This is a genomic window from Aurantimonas sp. (assembly GCF_964217435.1).
In the GTDB taxonomy this organism is placed as follows: Bacteria; Pseudomonadota; Alphaproteobacteria; order Rhizobiales; family Rhizobiaceae; genus Aurantimonas; species Aurantimonas coralicida.
In genome coordinates this window covers 218,262-239,560 of sequence record NZ_CAXPJM010000054.1, presented here as the reverse complement: position 1 = coordinate 239,560, position 21,299 = coordinate 218,262, and the positions used below count along the sequence as shown (strand labels likewise).

15 protein-coding genes are annotated in these 21,299 nt (G+C 67.2%); 6 read left to right on the top strand and 9 right to left on the bottom strand.

Annotated elements, in window-relative coordinates; genetic code table 11:
* Positions 1-83 precede the first annotated feature (83 nt).
* Together pyc and ACEQX1_RS19285 are read right to left on the bottom strand one after the other, a co-directional pair.
* Positions 84-3,548, bottom strand: coding sequence for a pyruvate carboxylase (gene pyc / locus ACEQX1_RS19290; RefSeq protein ID WP_370197422.1), 3,465 nt, complete (start codon positions 3,546-3,548; stop codon positions 84-86).
* Between the two features lie 205 nt (positions 3,549-3,753).
* Positions 3,754-4,656, bottom strand: a complete 903-nt coding sequence (locus ACEQX1_RS19285; protein WP_370197420.1) for a polyprenyl synthetase family protein — start codon at positions 4,654-4,656, stop codon at positions 3,754-3,756.
* 226 nt (positions 4,657-4,882) lie between these two features.
* Between ACEQX1_RS19285 and mtgA the strand changes: the two genes are divergently transcribed.
* Positions 4,883-5,563 carry a monofunctional biosynthetic peptidoglycan transglycosylase gene (mtgA, locus tag ACEQX1_RS19280; RefSeq protein WP_370194469.1) on the top strand — a complete coding sequence of 227 codons (681 nt, stop codon included), beginning with the start codon at positions 4,883-4,885 and terminating at the stop codon, positions 5,561-5,563.
* 223 nt (positions 5,564-5,786) lie between these two features.
* On the top strand, positions 5,787-5,972 hold the full coding sequence (gene rpmF, locus ACEQX1_RS19275; protein ID WP_024349798.1) for a 50S ribosomal protein L32: 186 nt from the start codon (positions 5,787-5,789) through the stop codon (positions 5,970-5,972).
* Between the two features lie 155 nt (positions 5,973-6,127).
* Here rpmF and phaR read toward each other — a convergent pair whose 3' ends face one another.
* Entirely contained in the window at positions 6,128-6,757 is a 630-nt protein-coding gene (phaR, locus tag ACEQX1_RS19270; RefSeq protein ID WP_024349797.1) for a polyhydroxyalkanoate synthesis repressor PhaR, read from the bottom strand.
* A 292-nt stretch (positions 6,758-7,049) separates the two neighbouring features.
* On the opposite strand from phaR, the gene ACEQX1_RS19265 reads away from it, so the two are divergent.
* From ACEQX1_RS19265 to ACEQX1_RS19250, 4 genes are all read left to right on the top strand, one after another.
* Positions 7,050-8,234, top strand: coding sequence for an acetyl-CoA C-acetyltransferase (locus ACEQX1_RS19265; protein ID WP_370197418.1), 1,185 nt, complete (start codon positions 7,050-7,052; stop codon positions 8,232-8,234).
* Positions 8,235-8,261: 27 nt separating this feature from the next.
* Positions 8,262-9,164: a patatin-like phospholipase family protein gene (locus tag ACEQX1_RS19260; protein ID WP_370195180.1), complete on the top strand. Its 903-nt coding sequence runs from the start codon at positions 8,262-8,264 to the stop codon at positions 9,162-9,164.
* Positions 9,165-9,182: 18 nt separating this feature from the next.
* Positions 9,183-9,908 carry an acetoacetyl-CoA reductase gene (phbB, locus tag ACEQX1_RS19255; RefSeq protein WP_370195182.1) on the top strand — a complete coding sequence of 242 codons (726 nt, stop codon included), beginning with the start codon at positions 9,183-9,185 and terminating at the stop codon, positions 9,906-9,908.
* A gap of 187 nt (positions 9,909-10,095) precedes the next feature.
* Positions 10,096-10,449, top strand: coding sequence for a PepSY domain-containing protein (locus ACEQX1_RS19250; protein ID WP_370195184.1), 354 nt, complete (start codon positions 10,096-10,098; stop codon positions 10,447-10,449).
* 134 nt (positions 10,450-10,583) lie between these two features.
* Here ACEQX1_RS19250 and ACEQX1_RS19245 read toward each other — a convergent pair whose 3' ends face one another.
* From ACEQX1_RS19245 to treZ, 6 genes are all read right to left on the bottom strand, one after another.
* On the bottom strand, positions 10,584-12,731 hold the full coding sequence (locus tag ACEQX1_RS19245) for a DUF1217 domain-containing protein (protein WP_370195185.1): 2,148 nt from the start codon (positions 12,729-12,731) through the stop codon (positions 10,584-10,586).
* A gap of 137 nt (positions 12,732-12,868) precedes the next feature.
* Positions 12,869-13,960, bottom strand: coding sequence for a Gfo/Idh/MocA family protein (locus tag ACEQX1_RS19240; protein ID WP_370195187.1), 1,092 nt, complete (start codon positions 13,958-13,960; stop codon positions 12,869-12,871).
* Positions 13,957-14,742 carry a ThuA domain-containing protein gene (locus tag ACEQX1_RS19235; RefSeq protein WP_370195188.1) on the bottom strand — a complete coding sequence of 262 codons (786 nt, stop codon included), beginning with the start codon at positions 14,740-14,742 and terminating at the stop codon, positions 13,957-13,959. Before ACEQX1_RS19235 ends, ACEQX1_RS19240 begins: the two co-directional genes overlap by 4 nt.
* Positions 14,743-14,821: 79 nt before the next feature.
* Positions 14,822-17,530, bottom strand: a complete 2,709-nt coding sequence (treY, locus tag ACEQX1_RS19230) for a malto-oligosyltrehalose synthase (RefSeq protein ID WP_370197416.1) — start codon at positions 17,528-17,530, stop codon at positions 14,822-14,824.
* Positions 17,530-19,386, bottom strand: coding sequence for a 4-alpha-glucanotransferase (gene malQ / locus ACEQX1_RS19225; RefSeq protein WP_370197414.1), 1,857 nt, complete (start codon positions 19,384-19,386; stop codon positions 17,530-17,532). Before malQ ends, treY begins: the two co-directional genes overlap by 1 nt.
* A complete protein-coding gene (gene treZ / locus ACEQX1_RS19220; protein ID WP_370197412.1) occupies positions 19,383-21,263 on the bottom strand; it encodes a malto-oligosyltrehalose trehalohydrolase in 1,881 nt (626 codons plus the stop codon). Before treZ ends, malQ begins: the two co-directional genes overlap by 4 nt.
* Between the last annotated feature and the right edge of the window lie 36 nt (positions 21,264-21,299).

Sequence of the window (21,299 nt, the reverse complement as noted above, 5' to 3'; positions counted from 1 at the left end):
CGCCCGACGCCGGAACCCGGACAGCAAAATGCCGCCGGGATCGCCGACGGCATCTCTCTCGGTCTTGTGCCTCAAGCGAGTTCCTAGGCGGCGGCGTACACCACCAGCAGGTCCTTGGCGTCGATCTGCGCGCCGGCTGTGACATGCACGGCCTCGATGGTGCCGTCACGCTCGGCGTGGATGGCTGTCTCCATCTTCATCGCCTCGATGGACAGGAGCACATCGCCGCTGCGCACCGTCTGGCCGGCAGCCACAGCAAGGGTCGAGACGACACCCGGCATCGGCGCGCCGACATGGTTGGCATTGCCGGCTTCCGCCTTCGGCCGCACGGCGCCGCCGGCCGCGCCATGCGCCCGGTCCGGCACCTTGATGCGCCGCGGCTGGCCGTTCAGCTCGAAGAACACCGTCCGCATGCCCTTCTCGTCGGTCTCGCCGAAGCCGAGGCAGCGGACCACCAGCGTCTTGCCGCGCTCCAGATCGATCAGCACTTCCTCGTCCTGGGCAATGCCGTAGAAATAGGACGGCGTCGGCAGCATCGAGACCGGGCCGTAGAGCTCCTGGGCCGCGGCGAAGTCGATGAAGACCTTCGGATACATCAGGTAGGAGGCGAATTCCTGCGCGCTGGCGTCGCGCTCCAGCTTTTCCTCCAGCTTCGCCTGCTCGGCGTCCAGATCGGCGTCGGCGAGCAGCGAGCCCGGCCGCACGGTGATCGGCGTCTCGCCCTTCAGGACCTTCTTCTGGATGTCGGCGGGCCAGCCCTGCGGCGGCTGGCCGAGATCGCCATGCATCATCGACACGACGGAATCGGGGAAGGCCAGATCCTTCTTCGGGTCCATGACGTCGGCGACGGTCAGATCCTGGCTGACCATCATCAGCGCCATGTCGCCCACCACCTTGGAGGACGGCGTCACCTTGACGATGTCGCCGAACATCCGGTTCACGTCGGAATAGGTCTGGGCCACCTGGTGCCAGCGCGTCTCCAGGCCCAGCGAGCGGGCCTGTTCCTTTAGATTGGTGAACTGGCCGCCGGGCATCTCGTGCAGATAGACCTCGGAGGCCGGCCCCTTCAGGTCGCTCTCGAAAGCCGCATACTGGTTGCGGACGGCCTCCCAGTAGAAGGAGATCCGCCGGATCGCCTCGGCCGACAGGCCGGGATCGCGCTCGGTGCCCTTGAGCGCCTCGACGATGGAACCGAGGCAGGGCTGCGCCGTGTTGCCGGAGAAGGCATCCATGGCCGCATCCACCGCATCGACGCCGGAATCGATCGCCGCCAGCACGGTCGCTGCCGAGATGCCCGACGTGTCGTGGGTGTGGAAGTGGATCGGCAGCCCGACCTCTTCCTTCAGCGCCTTGAACAGGACGCGCGCGGCGGCGGGCTTCAGGAGGCCCGCCATATCCTTGACGCCGAGAATGTGGGCGCCGGCGGCCTCCATCTCCTTGGCAAGAGAGACGTAGTATTTCAGGTCGTATTTGGCGCGGTCCGGGTCGAACAGGTCGCCCGTGTAGCAGATCGCGCCCTCGCACAATTTGTCGGCCTCGCACACCGCGTCCATGGAGACGCGCATGTTCTCGACCCAGTTCAGGCAGTCGAAGACGCGGAACAGGTCGACGCCGCCGCGGGCCGCCTCGGCGACGAAGCGCTTGACGACATTGTCGGGATAATTGGTGTAGCCAACGCCGTTGGAGCCGCGCAGCAGCATCTGCAACAGGATGTTGGGGGCGCGCTCGCGGACCAGCGCCAGGCGCTCCCACGGATCCTCGGTCAGGAAGCGCATGGCGACGTCGAAGGTCGCCCCGCCCCAGCATTCGAGGCTGAGCAACTGCGGCAGGCCGCGGGCATAAGCATCGGCCACCGCGACGATGTCGTGGGTGCGCACGCGGGTCGCCAGCAGCGACTGGTGGCCATCGCGCATGGTCGTGTCGGTGACCAGCACCTGCGGCTGGGCCAGCATCCAGTCGGCAAAGCCGCGGGGGCCAAGCTCGTCCAGCTTCTGGCGCGTGCCGTCGACGATCGGCGTCTTGAACAGCGGCGGGATCGGCAAAGCGTGCTCGGCCGAGGGGCGCGGCCGGTTCTTGGTCTCGGGATGCCCGTTGACCGTGACGTCGGCGAGATAGGTCAGGAGCTTGGTCGCGCGGTCGCGGCGCTTGACCTGGTCGAACAGAGCCGGCGTCTGGTCGATGAACTTGGTCGTGTAGGAATTGTCGCGGAATTTCGGGTGCGAGATGATCGCTTCGAGGAAGGTCAGATTGGTGGCGACACCGCGGATGCGGAATTCGCGCAGCGCCCGGTCCATGCGGGCGATGACCTCCTCCGGGCTCGGCGCCCAGGCGGTGACCTTTTCCAGCAGCGGATCGTAGAAGCGGGTGATGACCGCGCCCGAATAGGCGGTGCCGCCGTCGAGCCGGATGCCGAAGCCTGTCGCGCCGCGATAGGCGGTGATGCGACCGTAATCGGGAATGAAGTTCTGCTCGGGGTCTTCCGTCGTGATCCGGCACTGCATGGCATGGCCGTTGAGGCGGATCTCGCTCTGGGGCGGTACGCCCGATTCCGGCGTGCCGATGGCATGGCCGTCGAGGATGTGGATCTGCGCCTTGACGATGTCGATGCCGGTGACTTCCTCGGTCACCGTATGCTCGACCTGGATGCGCGGATTGACCTCGATGAAGTAGAACTTGCCGCTGTCGGCATCCATCAGGAACTCGACGGTGCCGGCACCGACATAGTCGGTGGCATCGGCGAGCTTGCGAGCATAGCCGGCGATCTCGGCACGCTGGGCGTCATCGAGATACGGCGCCGGGGCGCGCTCGACGACCTTCTGGTTGCGGCGCTGGATCGAGCAGTCGCGCTCGAACAGGTCGACGACGTTGCCATGGGTATCGCCGAGGATCTGCACCTCGACATGGCGGGCGCGCTCGATCAGCTTCTCGAGATAGACCTCGTCCTTGCCGAATGCGGCGCGGGCCTCGCGCTTGCCCTCGATGACCTCGCGCTCGAGGTCCTTTTCGTCGCGGATGGCGCGCATGCCGCGGCCGCCGCCGCCCCAGGACGCCTTCAGCATCACCGGATAGCCGACCTCGGCCGCCATGCGGCGCACCTCGTCCATGTCATCGGGCAGCGGCACGGTGGCCGGCACCACCGGCACCCCGACTTCGAGTGCGAGATTGCGCGCCGCGACCTTGTTGCCGAGCCGGCGCATGGTGTCGGCGGTAGGGCCGATGAAGGTGATCCCCGCCTCGACGCAGGCATCGACGAACTCAGGGCTTTCCGACAGCAGGCCGTAGCCCGGATGAATGGCGTCGGCGCCTGAAAGCCTAGCGACGCGGATTACCTCCTCGATCGCCAGATAGCTCTCGATCGGCCCCATGTCCTTCGCCAGATGCGGGCCGCGGCCGACCTGATAGCTTTCGTCCGCCTTGAAGCGGTGCAGGGCCAGCTTGTCTTCCTCGGCCCAGATCGCCACGGTCCGGATATCGAGCTCGTTCGCAGCGCGGAACACGCGAATGGCGATTTCGGATCGGTTGGCGACGAGAATCTTGCGAATGGCCAAGGAACGCTCCTCCTGTACAGGATGCCGGACTTATCCCGCTTGCAGCCGGCACTCAAGATTGCGGCGGCGCGGGACGTTTCGCAAGCGCGAAGAGAAGGCGGTCGATGCGGCAGCGGCAGAACCGCCCGGCTCGCTGCGCGATCGGGCATCGGACTTATGACCGGACAGGCGTCGAGCCCCCTCGCAGACCCTGTAGCCCGCGGCCTCAGCTCGACCGGTTCGCCACGAACCGCGCCGCCTCGATCAGCACCGCCCCCTTGTCGCCAAAGGGCGCAAGTTCCGCCTCCGCCTCGGCCACCAGCCGGTCGAGACGCGTACGGGTCCAGTCGATCCCGTTGAGGGCGGGCAGCGTCTTCTTGCCCCGCTCGCGGTCCTTGCCGGCGGCCTTCCCCAGCACCGCGGCGTCCGCCGTTTCGTCGAGGAGATCGTCGGCGAGTTGAAAGGCGAGGCCGACGATCTCGCCGAAGCGGCGCAGGCGGGCGCGTTCGGCCGCGCCGGCATCGGCGACGATGGCGCCGGCCTCGCAGGCGAAGGCGATCAGGGCGCCGGTCTTCATCGCCTGCATACGGGCGATTTCGTCCTCGGACAGGACGGCGTTCTCGGCGGCGAGATCCAGCACCTGCCCGCCGACCATGCCCGCAGCGCCGGCATCGCGGGCCAGCAGCGCGACGAGCGCGACGCGAGCCTCCGGCGACAAGGACGCCTCGCCGGCCACGAGACCGAAGGCCAGGGTCAGGAGGCCGTCGCCCGCCAGAATCGCTGTCGCCTCGTCATAGGCCCGATGGACCGTGGGCTTGCCGCGCCTGAGGTCGTCGTCGTCCATCGACGGCAGATCGTCATGGACCAGCGAATAGCAGTGGATGCACTCCAGGGCCGTCGCCGTGCCGATCGCGGCCTGCGGATCGGCGCCGAACAGGCGCGCGCTCTCGATCACCAGGAAGGGCCGCAGCCGTTTGCCCCCGCCGAGCGCGCCATGGCGCATGGCCGCCAGCAGACGCGCCGGAGCGCCCGCCACCGAACCGTGCGCACCGGCAAGGCAATCCGCGAGCCGCGCTTCGGTCAGGTCGGCGGCCTCCGACAGCCGGGCTTGAAACGGGGTCTGGCTCATGGCTGCGTCGCTCTCCTGTCAGTGCGCGTCCGGCTTTGCCGAAGCCGCGGCCCGGGTCAAGGCGGCTGTGCCGCAGGTTCCCCATCGGGACTCCACGGCGATCGACACGGCGCAGCGTTGCGGCCATGCGGCGTCACCGGTAAGACCGGCGGATGAACGCGCGTTCCCGCCCCTGCCCGTCGAACAGTAGCCAGCCGCCTTCTGCCGGCCGTGCAGGCATCGCACGATGATCCGGCGTATCGCGGCGATCGCCGCTCTCGTGGTCCTCGTGCTGGTGGCGATTCCGCTCGTCCTGACGCCACTCTATGCCCTGCGCGCCGTGCATCCGGTCTCGACGCTGATGCTGGCCGATCATTTCGGCTTCCGTTCGATGCAGCGCGAATGGGTCGATATCGACGCCATCGCCCCGGTGATGGTCTATTCGGTGATGATGTCGGAGGACGGCCAGTTCTGCCGGCATGACGGCATCGACTGGGGCGAGATGCGCGCCGTGGTGGAGGAAGCGCTGGCCGGCGAGGAAACCCGCGGCGCGTCGACGATTCCTATGCAGACGGTGAAGAACCTCTTCCTGTGGGGCGGCCGCTCCTATGTGCGCAAGGCGATCGAGGCACCGCTCGCCCTGTATCTCGACCTCGTCCTGTCGAAGCGGCGGATCATGGAGATCTATCTCAACGTCGTGGAGTGGGACCGCGGCATCTACGGCATCGAGGCGGCTGCGCAGCATTATTTCGGCCGGTCCGCCGCCAGGCTCACCGCCCGCCAGGCCGCGCTTCTGGCGGTCACGCTGCCCAATCCGATCGAGCGCAATCCGGCCAATCCCGGGCGCGGGCTCAACCGCCTCGCCGACCGGGTGCAGCGCATGGCAAAAAGCTCGGGCGACTATGTCGGCTGCGTGAAACCCGCATGAGGACGGCGACGGAATCGTCGCCGCCCCCTTCCCAACCAGCCGGGTCTTTGCTATGGGCAGCCTCGAATTCCCGTCATGGCGAAGTTCTGCGGCGATCTGCATGGGATCGCGGGCGACGCCGACGTGAATGCGCGGAGCTCCGAGAGCCGGCGCAGAACGAGATCAGACAGACGTCGATGATGCCGCGTTGCGGCATCCCCCGACAGCCCGAACGGAGCAAGACATGGCCGTACCCAAACGCAAAACGTCCCCGTCGAAGCGCGGCATGCGCCGTTCGGCGGACGCCCTCAAGGCACCGACCTACATCGAAGACAAGGATTCGGGCGAGCTGCGCCGTCCGCATCACGTCGACCTGAAGACCGGCATGTATCGCGGTCGCCAGATCCTGACGGTCAAGGAAAAGGCGTAAGCCCTTTCCCGGCTGCTTCGGCGGCCGGATCGATCAGCATGAAAAAGGGCCGGTCCGGCAGGACTGGCCCTTTTCGCGTTGTCTGCACTGCCGTCGCCACGCCGTAGCGTCCGCGGCCCGGTCCTCCCCCGGGCAGCGGACGGCGCCGGTCGTGATCAGTCGGCCTTCTTGGTGTCGGTCTTGCGGGCATCCAGCGCCTCGATGCGCTTCTGCATCTCCACCAGCTGCTCGCGCATCGCCTTCAGATCGTCGTCGGCCGGCCGCTCGTTGCGGCGCGGCGCGGCCGCCTCGCTGTCACGCGACGCCGGATCGGCCGCATTGCCCATGGCCCCGGCGGCAAACGGATTGAACACGGTCATGGCCTGCCGGAACATCTCGGTGTTGCGGCGAACCTGCTCTTCCATCAGCTTGATCGGCGTCTGCGCCATCGCGCTCGGCAGCTTGTCGCGAAAGCCTTCCTGTTCGCGCGAGAACGCGCTCATCGACTGTTCCAGATAGGCCGGAATGACCATCTGCATCTGGTCGCCGTAGAATCGGATGAGCTGGCGCAGGAAGGCGATTGGCATCAGGTTCTGACCGCCCTTGTTCTCCTGCTCGAAGATGATCTGGGTCAGCACCGAATGGGTGATGTCCTCGCCGGTCTTGGCGTCCTGAACCTCGAATTCCTCGTTCTTCTTGACCATCGCCGCCAGGTTTTCCAGCGTCACATACGTGCTGGTACCGGTATTGTAGAGGCGCCGATTGGCGTATTTCTTGATGACCGTCACGTCCGAATTCTTGGCCATTCCTCACCCCCTAGCCCGCTGTTCCGGCGTCAACGTCGTCGGTTTGTGCGACTGCTTCGTTGCGCCGCATAAATGATAGGCACAAAACCCGGCGGTACTCAAACCATTCCCCGTGGCCCGGCCGGGGCGCCTACCGCATTGCAGCGCCCGCCGGCGCGGGGCGCAACGCCGGGGATCGCGTTGACAGTCGCAAAGCGGCTCTGCGACAACCGATGGGAACCCGGTCGCGGCACCCTATCTGCCGGCGCACGGAATTCCTCGATCGCGGGCAGCCCGCAGGGAGACACAGGTCATGAGCAACGGACAATCGGTCGTCATCGTCGGCGCGGCGCGCACCCCGGTCGGCTCCTTCAACGGCGCGTTCGCCAACGTGCCGGCCCATGAGCTGGGCGCCGCGGCCATCCGCGAGGCGCTGGCCCGCGCCAAGGTCGACGCCGGCGATGTCGACGAGGTCATCATGGGCCAGATCCTGACCGCCGCCGAGGGCCAGAACCCGGCCCGCCAGGCGGCCATGGCGGCCGGCTGCCCGAAGGAGACCACCGCCTGGGCACTGAACCAGCTCTGCGGCTCGGGCCTGCGCACCGTCGCCATCGGCATGCAGCAGATCGCCCTCGGCGACGCCAACATCATCGTGGCCGGCGGCCAGGAATCCATGTCCATGGCCCCGCACGCGGCACATCTGCGCCAGGGCCAGAAGATGGGCGACCTGAAGATGGTCGACACCATGCTGAAGGACGGCCTGATCGACGCCTTCAACGGCTACCACATGGGCAATACGGCCGAGAACGTCTCGCGCCAGTGGCAGATCACCCGCGAGATGCAGGACGAGTTCGCCGTTGCCTCGCAGAACAAGGCCGAGGCCGCCCAGAAGGCCGGTCGCTTCAAGGACGAGATCGTCCCCTTCACCGTGAAGGGCCGCAAGGGCGACACGGTGGTCGAGGATGACGAGTACATCAAGCACGGCACGACGCTGGAGAAGGTGCAGAAGCTGCGCCCGGCCTTCGACAAGGAAGGCTCGGTGACGGCGGCCAACGCCTCGGGCATCAATGACGGCGCCGGTGCCACGGTGCTGATGAGCGAGGCCGAGGCCGAGCGGCGCGGGCTGACGCCGCTGGTGCGCATCGCCTCCTGGGCGACCGCCGGCGTCGATCCGTCGATCATGGGCACCGGGCCGATCCCGGCGTCGCGCAAGGCTCTCGAAAAGGCCGGCTGGAGCGTCGAGGATCTCGATCTCGTCGAGGCCAACGAGGCCTTCGCCGCCCAGGCTTGCGCGGTGAACAAGGACCTCGGCTGGAACCCCGACATCGTCAACGTCAATGGCGGCGCCATTGCCATCGGCCATCCGATCGGCGCGTCCGGCACGCGCGTCCTCAACACGCTGATCCACGAGATGATCCGGCGCGACGCCAAGAAGGGCCTCGCCACCCTGTGCATCGGTGGCGGCATGGGCGTCGCCATGTGCTTCGAGCGCCCGTAACGGCGCCGTCGTAAACGGCGCGGCGGCATGACGGACCTGAACTTCGAACAGCTTGTGTTCTCGGGCGGCGGAACGCGCTGCTTCTGGCACGGCGGTTTCCTGGAGACGGTCCGCCGGCCGCTGGCCCTGACGCCGGCACGCATCGCCGGCGTCTCCGGCGGTGCGCTGTCGGCGAGCTGCTTCATCGCCGGTCGTGACGAAACCCTGCTGGAGGTGATGGGCACGACCTTCGACCGCCGGTCGCAGAACATCGCCACAAGCTGGAACGAGGTGCAGGCCGACGGGCTGACCCCGCACCAGCGCATGTACCGGGAGATCGTCGCTGAGACGCTCGACCGGCAGGCCATCGCGGCGATCGCCGACGGCCCGTCCTTTCAGGTGTTGCTGGCCCATCCGCCGACCCGGCGCCTGCCGAAATGGTCGACCTTCCCGCTGATGGCGGCCTATCTCCTCGATCTCGCCGTCCGCTCGACCCCGAAGGTCGTGCTGCCGACGGCGCTGGGCACCGACCAGATCCTCGTCGACGCAAGGCAGGCGGCCCGCGACGGGCGCCTGATCGACCTGGTCTGCAGTGCCGCGGTGATCCCGCCGGTGTTCAACATAGAGGGCTGGAACGGCCGTCCGGTCATCGACGGCGGCATGACGTCGAAGGCGCCGATGCCCGATCCCAACGAGGGACGGACGCTCATCCTGCTGACCCGCCGGTTCCGTCACCTGCCGCAATCGGAAAGCTGCCTCTATGTCGAGCCGTCCGAAGCGGTGCCGGCCGACAAGATCGATTTCACCAACCGCAAGAAGATCGAGGACACCTGGCGGCAGGGCGCCAGCGACGGCAAGGCCTTCCTGCTCCGGCACGGGCTGGGAACCGACGCGCCGGCCTTCGCACATGACAAGACACACGGAACGCGCGACGCTCACGCGTCCGGATAATTCAAACGGGAGGAAGACATGGGAAGAGTTGCAATCGTCACCGGCGGCACGCGGGGTATCGGCGCGGCCATCGCCAAGGCGCTGAAGGAGGCCGGCTACACGGTGGCGGCGACCTATGCCGGCAATGACGAGAAGGCCAACGCCTTCAAGGACGCCACCGGCATCGCCGTCTACAAATGGGACGTCTCTTCCTACGACGCCTGCGCGGAGGGCATCGCCAAGGTCGAGGCCGAGCATGGCCCGGTGGAAATCCTGGTCAACAATGCCGGCATCACCCGGGACGCCATGTTCCACAAGATGACGCCCGAGCAGTGGCAGGAGGTCATCGGCACCAATCTCAACGGCCTGTTCAACATGACGCGACCGGTCTGGGAAGGCATGCGGTCGCGCAATTTCGGCCGGATCATCAACATCTCGTCGATCAACGGCCAGAAGGGCCAGGCCGGCCAGGCGAACTATTCCGCCGCCAAGGCCGGCGACATCGGCTTCTCCAAGGCACTGGCCCAGGAGGGCGCCAAGAAGGGCATCACCGTCAACACGATCTGCCCCGGCTACATCAACACCGAGATGATGGCGACGATCTCCGACGACGTGATGCAGAAGCACATCCTGCCGCAGATCCCGGTCGGCCGTCTCGGCGAGGCCGAAGAGATCGCCCGCTGCGTGGTGTTCCTCGCCTCGGACGATGCCGGCTTCGTCACCGGCTCGACGCTCTCGGCGAATGGCGGCCAGTACCTGCACTGACGCGCCCCGTCGGCTTTTGACAGCACAGACAACGGCGCCCATCCGGCGCCGTTGTCGTATTCGCCGCACCCGCGGCTGACCGCTTCCCTGATAGTCACGGAACCAAACAACCTCGTTGCCGATTTGGGGTCCGCGCACGCGCTGGAGTTGTTTCCGGCCGCGCCATTTTCGGGTGAGGAGTCGAGCCGTGATCAGCAGGAAATCCCTTTACGCAGTGGTGGCCGTCGCGGCGATGACCTCGGCCACGCCGGTGCTGTCCCAGAGCGTCCAGATCGGCCGCGACGGGATCCGCATCGTCCCCCAGGAACAGATGCGCGATCACGACCGGCGCGACCACGATCGCCGCGATCGGCGCGAGGAAGCCCGCCGCGACGTCTCCGAGCGCGACGCGGTCCGCATCGCCAAGCGCCAGGGCATGCGGCAGGTGCATGTCGTCACGAGCAGCCGCGGCGCCTACCGCGTCGAGGGATCCGACCGGCGCCAGCGCCAGATGCGGGTCGAGATCGACCGTCGCAGCGGCGAGGTCCTGTCGGTCCGCTGACCTGACGGGAGTACTCGCGTTGCGCGGCAGGTGACCGGCCGCGCGGCCTGCGCCCATTGAGTATGGTCCAAACGACGAAGGCCCCGGTGGAGCGTATCCACCGGGGCCTTCGTCGGTTCACGTATCGCCGGTGGTTACAGGATGCCGCCGGAACTGCCGAGGATGGCCAGGGCGGGCGACGTCGCCGTGCTCATCGACTGGGCTTCCTGCAGGGCGAGATAGCGGCTGATGAACCGCTCCAGCCCCTTCGGGTCCTTCAGCGTGTCCAGGTCCAGCTTCTTCTCGATGGTCCGCTTCTGCAGATCGAGATTGCTCTGGCTCGATTCGGCCGGCAATCCCACCGCCGTCTGCACCACGGTCAGTAGCGCCGGATCGGCAAGGATCTCATAGATCGACGTCAGTTCGGGCGCCAGCCGGCGGAAATAGAGGGCCAGGCGCACCGACTCGTTGTCGGCGCCCGCCTCTTCTTCCATGGTCTGGCGCAGGTAGAAATCCTGCGTCGACAAGAAGTCGCTGGCGCTCTGGATCTCGTGCACGCCGCGCTCGATGCCGCCATCCGGGGTGAAGGCGTAGGCGGCCGCGAATTCGATCAGACGGCGATCGCCCGACTTGTTGACGAAGCTCTCGGGATCGGACGGATCGCTGGTCAGGATCGAGACGAGATCCTTCTGCGACAGGCGATCGGCCTCGAGCCCATAGGCCTTCAGCGCGAAGTCCACGACGGTCTTGTTGCTGACGAAGTCGTTGACGGAGACGATCGACAGGAGCGCCTTCTTGTAGGCCGTGGTGGCCTCGGTGATCGCCTTGCTTTCGGCCGTCGTCGGCGCGTCGCCGAAGGATTCCGCGTAGCGCGTGGCGGTATCGATCTGGTTGGCTTCGGTCTGGGCGATGCGCTGGGCCGCGATCTTGCCGCTGTCGTCGAAGTTGAACGCCGCCGCCAGCTTCACGTAGCGATCGTCATTCAACGAATTGGCATAGGACGACGGATCGGACGGGTCGCTGCGCAGCACCCGCATTATGCTGCTGCGGCTCTCGGTCGCCGGATCGAGGCCGAAGGCCTTCAGGGCGTAGTCGTAGACCGCCGAGCTCGAGACGAACTGGCGCACGGTCGACATGCCGCTCACCGCCACGCGGAACAGGCTGGTGGCGATCTTGTCGTTGCCGGCGGTGGCGGTGCGGTAATTGGCGAAATAGCCGTCGACCGTCGCCTCGCGCGCCGCATCGCTCTGGGCCGGCTCGCCGACTGGCAGATTGCCCTGGGTGTCGAAATTGAACCGCTCATTGAGAAGCTTGTACTTCTCCTTCCGGGCGAGCGAGGCCGGCGTGTCCTCCGGCATCTGGTTCAGGTCGCTGTTCGGGTCATCCGGATCGCTGGTGATCAGCGTCCAGGCATAGGACGGCATCTCCGAATCGCTGAGGCCGACCGAACTGAGCGCCATGCCGAACAGGCGGGGATCGTTAACCAGTTCGTCCGCGGTGCGGATCTTGGCGATCTCGGATTCGTAGTAGCTGACCTGGTAGGCAGCCGCCTGCTCGCTGGTGGCGAGACCCTTCTTGGCGAAATATTCGAAGACCGTGTTGTTGGCCTCCTTCTCGCTCTGCAGGCCGCCGGCGGGAATCGAGCCGTCCGGCTCGAAGGCCAGCATGGCGGCGAGATCGGCATAGCGGTTGTCGCCATTGGCGGCCGGGCCGTCTGCGGCGTTGCCGGTCAGGACATCGCGGATGAAAGAGCGCGACGCGATCGACGGGTCGATGCCGACCGAGGCCAGCGAGACGTTGAAGAGGTGCGTGCTGTTCAGGAACTCGTCGACATTGGAGATGACGCCGATGCCGTCCATGTAGGCCTTGGCGGCCGTCGCATGCACCTGGCCGGCGCGGGTGCGGTAGTCCGAATAGGCCTCGACGACGAGATCGGTCTGCCCAACCGTCTGGGCCACCAGAACCGGCGGCTCGGCGGTGCTGATGAAGCTGAAGGCCTTGGCGAAGGTCCGGTAGCGCTCGTCCGACAGCTTGTTGGCCAGGCTCGTGGAATCGCTGAGATCGCTCTCGAGCACCTTCTTGATCAGCGCCTTCGAACCGATCTGCTCTTCCAGCCCATGCGCCTTCATGGCGTAGGAATAGAGCCGGTAATCCGCCATGAACTCGTCGATCGTCGAGACCGAATGGATGTTCGTCCGGTAGTATTCCGCCTCGCGCTTGACCACGGGATCGGCCGCGATGCGGTCGAGCGTGCGGGTCATGTCGCGGGTGTAGAGCTGGTACGAGAGCGTATTGGAGAGCATGCCGGCGTTTCCTGGCCGTGCGGACCGCACGTGACACTACGGCCGCGGAAGGCGGCACATGGGTGGCAGCTTACCGGGCAAATCCTTAACCGGGACTGGATACGCCCCCGAAAAAGCGATTCGCCGCCGCCTTTTGCTCAATCGACCGTCAGCATCCTCCCCTGCGCGTCCGACCGGATGGCGAGGTCGAGCAGTGTCTGCACCTGCGCCGCGTGGCGGAAATCCGGCTGGCCGTTCACCCCCGACAGGAGCGCCAACACGAAGCGGTCTGCGTTACGCGGCGTCGGCGGGCAGTCGAGCACCTTCCAGGTCTGCGTCTCGATATCCGGCCCGAGACAGGCGGACAGCGTCGAGTCCGTCGTGTTGGACCAGATCTTCAGGGCGCCCTTTTCGCCGTGGATGGTCAGGTCGAGATCGTTCTCCCTGCCGGTCGCCGAGCGGCTCATATGGACGACGCCCAGCGCGCCGTTGCCGAATTCCACCGTCATCGCGCAGGAATCGTTGGCGTCGAGGCCGTAGTCGCCGATCGCACCACCCTCGGCCTTGTCGAAGGTCTTCAGCCGCGCCCCCAGCGCGGCGATATCGAGACCGGTGCCGAAGGTGACGAAGTCGAGGATGTGGATGCCGATATCGCCGAGGACGCCGCCCGAGCCATGGGCCGTCGACAGCCGCCACAGCCATCGCTCGTCGGTCCGCCAGTCGCCCCAGTGGCGCGCCGTCAGCCAGCTCTGCAGATAGCTCGCGGCAACATGCCGGATGTCGCCGATCTCGCCCGCCTCGATCATCCGCCGCGCCATCTGGATGGCATGGGCATTGCGATAGGTCAGGTTGACCATGTTGATCACGCAGGCCGCTTCCGCCGCAGCAACCATCTCGAAGGCGTCGGCCGCATGGACCGCCAGCGGCTTCTCGCAGAACACCGCCTTGCCGTGTTCGAGAACCTGCAGCGTCGTCGGCTTGTGGACCTGGTCAGGGGTCGCGTTGACCACCGCCTCGAAACCACCCCAGGCCAGCGCGGCGTCGAGATTGTCGAACGCATGCGGGATGCCGTGCAGGGCGGCGAAGGCCCGGGCCCGTTCGGCATTGGTGTCGCAGGCCGCAACGACGGCGCAGCCCGGGATCGAGCCGAAATGCTCGGCATGGCGATGGGCGATGCTGCCGGTGCCGAGGATCAGGATGCGCTTCGCACCCGCCGCGCCCCCGGACGGCGGGGTCGCCCCGCCGGTCATCGAAAGCCCGCCTCGCCGTCCTTGTGGAGCGAGGCGCCGCGTTGCTCGATCGGCTCGGGTGCCTTGTCGACCGGCACGTTCGGCGCATTCGACACGTCGGACCAGGCGGGAACCGGGTTGTAGGCCCAGTGCACCGCGTTGCGCAGCACGGTCTGCACGGTCGGCTCGTGATAGATCGGATAGGTCTCGTGGCCGGGGCTGAAATAGAAGATGTTGCCCGCCCCGCGCCGGTAGGTCAGGCCGGAGCGGAACACCTCGCCGCCCTCGAACCAGGAAATGAACACGGTCTCCAGCGGCTCGGGCACCAGGAACGGTTCGCCATACATCTCGGCCTGGGGCAGCTCGATCGACGGTCCGAGCCCCTGCGCGATCGGATGCGAGCGGTTGATCGCCCACAGCCGTTCGCGCTCGCCCGCCTCGCGCCAGCGCAGCGAACAGGGCGTGCCCATCAGCCGCTTGAAGATCTTCGAGAAGTGCCCCGAATGCAGGACGATCAGGCCCATGCCCCGATGCACCCGCTCGGCGACGCGGTCGACCGTCTCGTCGCTGACCCGGCCATGCGCCTTGTGCCCCCACCAGAGAAGCACGTCCGTCGCGTCGAGCCGTTCCTGCGGCAGGCCATGCTCGGGCGCGTCCATCGTCGCGGTGGAGACGTCGATCGCCGGGTCCTGCCGCAAGGCGGCGGCGATCGTCTCGTGGATGCCGTCCGGATAGATTGCCCGGACCTCGGCTTCCTCGCGCTCGTGGACGAACTCGTTCCAGACGACGGTGCGGATTGCCATGACGGTCTCCGTTAAGCCGAACTGCGGTGTGCCTTGCCTGCATCCGGGACGAGGGCCCCTCGCCCCGGACGCAAGCCGATCAGATGGCCTCGAGCAGCGCGAAGGGAAGCTGCGCCAGCACCGTCGCCAGGGAGAGGTCGGCGGGCAGCTCATGCTCCTGCCCGGTGACCACGTCGCGATAGGTGCGTCCGGCGAGCCCCTCCGGCAGGCGGATCGACGTCTCCTGCCAGCGCTCGGCCGGCACGTCGATCGCCTCGCGCCCATCGAGCAGGGTCAGGCAGAGCCGCGGCGCGATGGTGATCGCGGCGTGTCCGGCCTCGTCGGTGCGGGCAAAGGCGACGACATGCGCCGCCATCGCGCCTTCGACCGCCAGCGGCACATAGGCCCCCGTGGTGAACAGCGCCGGCGCACGCTGGCGCATCGCCAGTCCGCGCGCGACGATCATCGCCTTCAGATGGCCGCTGCGCCAGTCGGCCAGCGCGTCCACCGGATCGCCCGCGTCCGCCAGCGCGGCGGAGATCGACGCGAAGTCGACGGTCCGCCGGTTGTCCGGATCGACCAGTGAGAAATCGTAGAACTCGGTGCCTTGGTAGATGTCCGGCACGCCCGGCGCCGCCATCTTGATCGCCGTCTGGGACAGCGAATTCAGCGCGCCGGCGGCCACGAAGGGCTGCGCCGCCGCCCAGAAGCCCGAGAGGAAATCGCCGGTCTTCTTCGGGTCGAGCAGCGCATGGACGAAGTCCTGTACGCCGGCTTCATAGGCTTCGGCCGGCGAGGTCCAGCTGGTCCAGCGCTTGGCCTCGCGCACCGCCTTCTCGGCATAGGCGGCCAGGCGTTCGGCGATTGCGGCACAGGCGTCGGTGTCGGCCGGGTCGAAATCCGTCGGCAGGACGCCGAGCAGCGACTGGTAGAGGCCCCATTCCGTCGCCGGCTCGGGCGCTTCCATCTGGCCGCCGTCGATCGAATGGCGGAACGGCGCGAGCTGCTCGGCATATCCGCGCACCAGCGACTGCCAGTGCTCCGGCGCTTCCGAAAGGGTGTAGAGCCGCGCCCGGGCGTCCTCACCGCGCTTGGTGTCGTGGGTCGAGGTCGCCAGCATGCCTTCCGGCTGGTCCTCGACCCGGATCTGCATCGCCTCGTGGAAGAGATCGACATCGGCGCCGTAATGATCCGGCTCGCCGCCGACCTCGTTCAGCGCGATCAGGCGGTTGTAGCGGTAGAAGACCGTGTCTTCCACGGCCTTGGCCATCACCGCGCCGGTGGTCTGCTGCAGGCGTCGGGTGAAGTCGAGGGCACCGGCGACATCGGCGCCGTCCTCGAAATCGAGCTTCAAGAGCCGGCCGATGAACTGGATCGGCTCGTCCGCCTCGACCTCCCGGCCCGTCATGGCCAGATCGACCGCGTCGTCGATGATCGCGATATCGCGGCGCGGCACGCCGTCGACCGAGACATAGGTGCGATAGACCGGCAGTGCGGTTGCCACCTCGACGATGGCGCGGGCCATGGTGTCGGCGCCCAGATCGCGGGTCGCAAGGCCGCGGCCGGCCACCGACAGGGCAAGGCCCGTCAGATAGGACAGTTCACCGGCCAGGTTGCGCTGGAAGATCGCCCGCTTCTGCCGGGTGATCATGGCCCGCAGGTCTTCCTCCTCGCCGAGGAAGTCGTGATAGGCGTCGGTCATCGGCGCCTCGCGGGCAGCGTCGACGTAAAGCCCCGACAGGGCAGTGATGAATTCATAGCCGGTCGTGCCGGCGATCTCCCAGGACGTGCGCAGGCGCTCGTCGCCGGTCAGGATCTTCTCGACATGGATCGAGGGCGAGCGGCGGACCGAATGAAATGCCTGGCGCAGATCCTCCAGATAGCCCTTCGGATCGGCGAGGCCGTCGACATGGTCGATGCGGATGCCGTCGAGCCGGCGCTCGCGGGCCAGCCGCATGATCATCTGGTGGGATTCGCGGAACACCCGGCGCGATTCCTGGCGCACGCCGATGAGGTCGGCGATCTCGAAGAACCGCCGATAGGTCAGCTTCTCGCGGGCCGTGCGCCACCAGGCGAGCCGCCAGGCCTGCGCCTCGTGCAGATCGTGCAGCGCAGCCTCATCGCCCCGGATCGTCGCCAGCGCCTTGTCCAGAGCGGAGCGGAAGGCCGGATCGGCCAGATGCTCGTGGAACCGCTCGGTCATCTCGTCGGCCTCGGTCGGCGTCGAGACGGCGAAGCGGCGGATCAGCCGGTCCTTGTCCGGATGATCCATCAGGCCGAAGATATGGCCATAGGTACGCGGATCGATCGGCAGGCCGTAGCCGGAGGCATCGAAGCGCAGGCTCGACGTCGGCTCGTCGAAGACGACGGACAGGTCGCCGTCGGCCAGCGCCTCGCCATAGGGCTTGGCCAGCACCGGCACGAGGATCTTCTCGGCTTCCCAAGAGATGTCGAAGGTGCCGGCATAGCGGCTTTCGCGGCCCCAGCGCAGCACGTCCTCCCACCAGTGGTTGGTCGGCGAGACGCCCATGTGGTTCGGGACGAAGTCGAGGATCAGGCCGAGATCGGCCTTCACCAGCGCGTCGCTCATCCTGGTGAAGCCGGCGACCCCGCCCAGATCCTCCTCGAAGGAATTGTAGTCGGTGACGTCGTAGCCATGGGTGGAGCCCGGCGAGGCGGCGAAGATCGGCGAAGCGTAGAGATGGCTGGCGCCCAGCTTGCCGACATAGGCGGCGAGCTCCGCGGCGACCGCGAAATCGGTGCCCTCGCGAAACTGCAGGCGATAGGTGGCGACGAGTTGGCGGCTCATTATGCGTTCGGCCTTTCTTCGCGCATGGCTCTGGCCATGGCCCGGAAGCGTTCGTGGTCGATCAGCCCCTCGAGGGGCACGTCGGATCGGATGCGCCAATTGGGATACTGGTCGGTGGTGCCGGGCAGGTTCGGCTGGCGCTCCTGCCCCACCATGTCCTCGAGCTGCACGGTCAGGAGCAGCGACGGCGTGCGCGCGACATAGCGATGGACGGCGACGGCGATCTCCGCCGGCAGCGCCTCGGGCAGATCGGCACCGCCCGCAAGGGTCAGCGCTTCCATATCCTTGGGCAGCAGCTTCGCCTTGGCAAGCGCCGCGAGCAATGCCACGCGGTCGTGGCGGCGCGCGGCGAGATCGCGCTCGGTCGCGGCCTCGTCCTGGGTGCCGGCCTCGGCGCGCAGCTGGACGTCGGCGCCCGTCCACCAACCGGCAAGCGTCGCCAGATCGTGGGTGGAGACGCAGGCGAGCGCCAGTTCGGGATAGTCCTGCGGCGCGACGAAACGGTCGTCCTGCCGTTCGAAATAGAGCACGCGGTAGGACAGGATGTTGGCGTCCTCCATCGTGCCGCGAAAACCTTCCGGGACCGTGCCGAGATCCTCGCCGATGACCAGGCATTCATTGGCCTCGGAGGCTTCGGCCACGGCGTCGACCATCGCGCCGAGCGGATAGCGGACATAGCCGCCACCCGAGGAGCCGGCATCCTGCGGGATCCACCACAGCCGCGCCAGACCCATGGCGTGGTCGATGCGGACGGCACCGGCATGGCGGGTCAGCGCCTCGAAGGAGGCGCGCAGCGGCCGGTAGTCGCGCTCGGCCAGCACCTTGGGCGACAGCGGCGCGAGGCCCCAGTCCTGGCCCTGGCTGTTGAACATGTCCGGGGGCGAACCGACCCGGGCCGCATTGACCGTCAGCGACGGATCGCTCCAGGTCTCGGCGCCGTCCGGCGCAACGCCGACGGCGAGATCGAGATAAAGCCCGATCGTCATGCCAGCCGACTGGGCCGTCGCCTGTGCTGCCGCCAGCTGCGCTTCGGCGGTGAATTGCAGCCACGCATGGAAGGTCAGCCGGTCGGCATGGGCGGCGGCGAATTCCGCGACCGCCGGGCTCGTCCGGTCCTGCAGTTCCTGCGGCCAGTTGTGCCAGCCCGCATGGCCGCCATCGGCCACCTGCGCTTCCGAGATCGCCTCGAACAGGGCGAAACCCGCGAGCGCTTCGCCGCCGGCCGCCCGGAACCGGGTGAAGGCCTTGGAGGCCTCGATGTCGGCGCGCTTGGCTGCAAAGACCCGCTCCAGCGCCTGCCGCTTCACCCGGCCGACAGCCGGATAATCGACAAGGTCGCCGTCGAGCGTATCGAACAGTTCCGGGCTTTCCCGGCGCAAGGCGGCCACCACCCCGTCGCCACCGTCGAGGCGGTCGATGGCGATGTAGAGCGGATTGAGGAAACTGCGGGTCGAGGGCGAATAGGGGCTGAAGCGGCCGGCATCGGCCATGAACAGGGCGTGCAGCGGATTGACGCCGACGAAGGAGGCGCCCTCGCGCGCCGCGGTCACCGCCAGATCGGCGAGATCGGTGAAGTCGCCGAGGCCGAGATTGCGCGCCGAGCGCAGGCCGTAGAGCTGGCAGGCGACGCCCCAGCGACGCTGCCCCTTCACCGTTGCCGGCAGTGCGCAGGCGCGTTCGGGCTTGTGATGGGCTTCGGCAAAGCTGCCCTTCGCGCCGGTGTCCGGATCGACGCCGAGCGCCGCCAGCAGGCTGTGCACCGCCGCATCGGAAATGCGGACCGGCTCGCCCATCTCCGACGTGTATTCGACCTGGATGCCGTGGCTTTCCGCGAGGTCCTGCGGTACGCGGCTCAAGAGACCGGCCCCGCGATCAGGTTCTGGCTTTCGAGGCGGAAGACCACGGAGGTGCCCGGCAGAATGCCGCTCCTCAGCTGCTCGTCGGCGCCCTTGGGATAGGCATGCACCAGCGTGCCGCAGGTCAGATCGCTCTTGGCGACCGTGTCGGGGATCGGCCACGGCTCGTCGTCGAGATTGGCGAAGAGGTGCAGCACTGTCCCGCCGGCCAGCTCCCAGGCCACGACGAAGGCCTTGGACGCGTCCGACGCGAACCACGTGCCGCCATTGCCGCCAATGCCCTTCAGTAGCGGGACGATCGCGGACTGGCGCTTGGCCAGCAATTGCCGCGTCAGCTCCAGCCGGCGCCGATAGGTCGGGCGATCGGGCATGGTCCAGTCGACCCGCGAATTGTGGAAGGTGCTTTCCTCGTTCGGATCGGGGATCAGCTGCCGCGCTTCCTCGTCCTGGAACGCCCCGAACTTGGCGAATTCATTGCGCCGGCCCTCGCGCACCGCGGTGCCGAGTTCGCCGTCGAAATCGGTGAAGAAGCTGAACGGATGGGTGTCGCCGAACTCCTCGCCCATGAACATCAGCGGGATCTGCGGCGATAAGAGCAGGATGGTCTGCAGGCATTCGACCGCGCGGCGCGAGCCGAGATCCGTCAGCCGGTCGCCGAAGGCGCGGTTGCCGATCTGGTCGTGGTTCTGGACGAAATTGACAAAGGCCGTCGGCGGCAGATGCGCCGAATTCTCGCCCACCTCGTGGCCGCGATGCTCGGAATACTCGCCCTGGAAAACGAAGCCGGTGGCCAGGCACTTGGCCATCTGCTCGACGCTGTGGCCGACATAGTCGGCGTAGTAATTGTCGTATTCATGGGTCGCGATGACATGGGCGCAATGATGGAAATCGTCGTTCCATTCGCCCGAGACCAGCGTTGGCTGCCCGGCTTCGTCGCGGGCGACATGCCAGGTGATGTTGCGGTCGTCCTCGGTGGTCAGATGCACGTGGCGATCGGGAAAGGCTGCCCTCACCCGCGCGGCCAGTTCCTTCACCAGCGGCGTGTCGGTGGTGTCCTTGATGGAGTCGATCGCGTCGAGGCGCAGGCCGTCGATCCGGTATTCCTCGAGCCAGTAGAGCGCATTGTCGATCATGAACTCGCGCACCGGCGCTTCGTCATAGGCGATCGCCGCACCCCAGGGGGTGTGGATCTCCTCGTGGAAGAACTCCGGCGCATAGGAGCCGATGTAGTTCCCGTCGGGTCCGAAATGGTTGTAGACGACGTCGAGGAAGACCATCAGGTCGCGCTCATGCGCCGCGTCGACCAGCCGCTTGAGACCGTCGACGCCGCCATAGACCTCGTGCGGGCAGTAGAGCAGCACGCCGTCATAGCCCCAGCCGCGCCGGCCGCCGAACTGGGCGACGGGCATCAGCTCGACCGCGGTGATCCCGAGGTCCCGCAGATAGTCGAGCCGCTCGATCATCGCCTCGAAGGTGCCGGCCTCGGTGAAGGTCCCGGTGTGGAGCTCGTAGAAGACCACCTCTTCCCAGGGCCGGCCGGCCCAGTCGGCCGTCTTCCAGGCATAGGATCGCGGATCGACCAGTTTCGACAGGCCGTGCACGTCGCCCATCTGGGCGCGCGCTGCCGGGTCGGGCACGACCATGCCGTCATCGACGCGGAAGCCGTAGCCGCCGCCGACGGCGACCTGATCGGTCGTGATCCGCCACCAGCCGGCGGCGTCCTTCTCCATCGCGAGGAAGTCGTTCTCACCGCCCGCACGTCCGACGACGAGATCGACATGTCCGGCGCCGGGCGCCCATAGCCGGAAGACGGTCCCGTCATCCCCGTGCCGTGTGCCCCAGGACGTGTCGAAGGAGAAACGATTGCCGCCTGTCATATGCCTGTCCCGTCAATTCCATGGGCCGATGCGGTC

Excerpts from the sequence above, each read along its gene's own strand:
- ACEQX1_RS19285 (WP_370197420.1), bottom strand. The coding sequence starts at position 4,656 with ATGAGCCAGACCCCGTTTCAAGCCCGGCTGTCGGAGGCCGCCGACCTG.
- mtgA (WP_370194469.1), top strand. The coding sequence starts at position 4,883 with ATGATCCGGCGTATCGCGGCGATCGCCGCTCTCGTGGTCCTCGTGCTG.
- rpmF (WP_024349798.1), top strand. The coding sequence starts at position 5,787 with ATGGCCGTACCCAAACGCAAAACGTCCCCGTCGAAGCGCGGCATGCGC.
- phaR (WP_024349797.1), bottom strand. The coding sequence starts at position 6,757 with ATGGCCAAGAATTCGGACGTGACGGTCATCAAGAAATACGCCAATCGG.
- ACEQX1_RS19265 (WP_370197418.1), top strand. The coding sequence starts at position 7,050 with ATGAGCAACGGACAATCGGTCGTCATCGTCGGCGCGGCGCGCACCCCG.
- ACEQX1_RS19260 (WP_370195180.1), top strand. The coding sequence starts at position 8,262 with ATGACGGACCTGAACTTCGAACAGCTTGTGTTCTCGGGCGGCGGAACG.
- phbB (WP_370195182.1), top strand. The coding sequence starts at position 9,183 with ATGGGAAGAGTTGCAATCGTCACCGGCGGCACGCGGGGTATCGGCGCG.
- ACEQX1_RS19245 (WP_370195185.1), bottom strand. The coding sequence starts at position 12,731 with ATGCTCTCCAATACGCTCTCGTACCAGCTCTACACCCGCGACATGACC.
- ACEQX1_RS19240 (WP_370195187.1), bottom strand. The coding sequence starts at position 13,960 with ATGACCGGCGGGGCGACCCCGCCGTCCGGGGGCGCGGCGGGTGCGAAG.
- ACEQX1_RS19235 (WP_370195188.1), bottom strand. The coding sequence starts at position 14,742 with ATGGCAATCCGCACCGTCGTCTGGAACGAGTTCGTCCACGAGCGCGAG.
- treY (WP_370197416.1), bottom strand. The coding sequence starts at position 17,530 with ATGAGCCGCCAACTCGTCGCCACCTATCGCCTGCAGTTTCGCGAGGGC.
- treZ (WP_370197412.1), bottom strand. The coding sequence starts at position 21,263 with ATGACAGGCGGCAATCGTTTCTCCTTCGACACGTCCTGGGGCACACGG.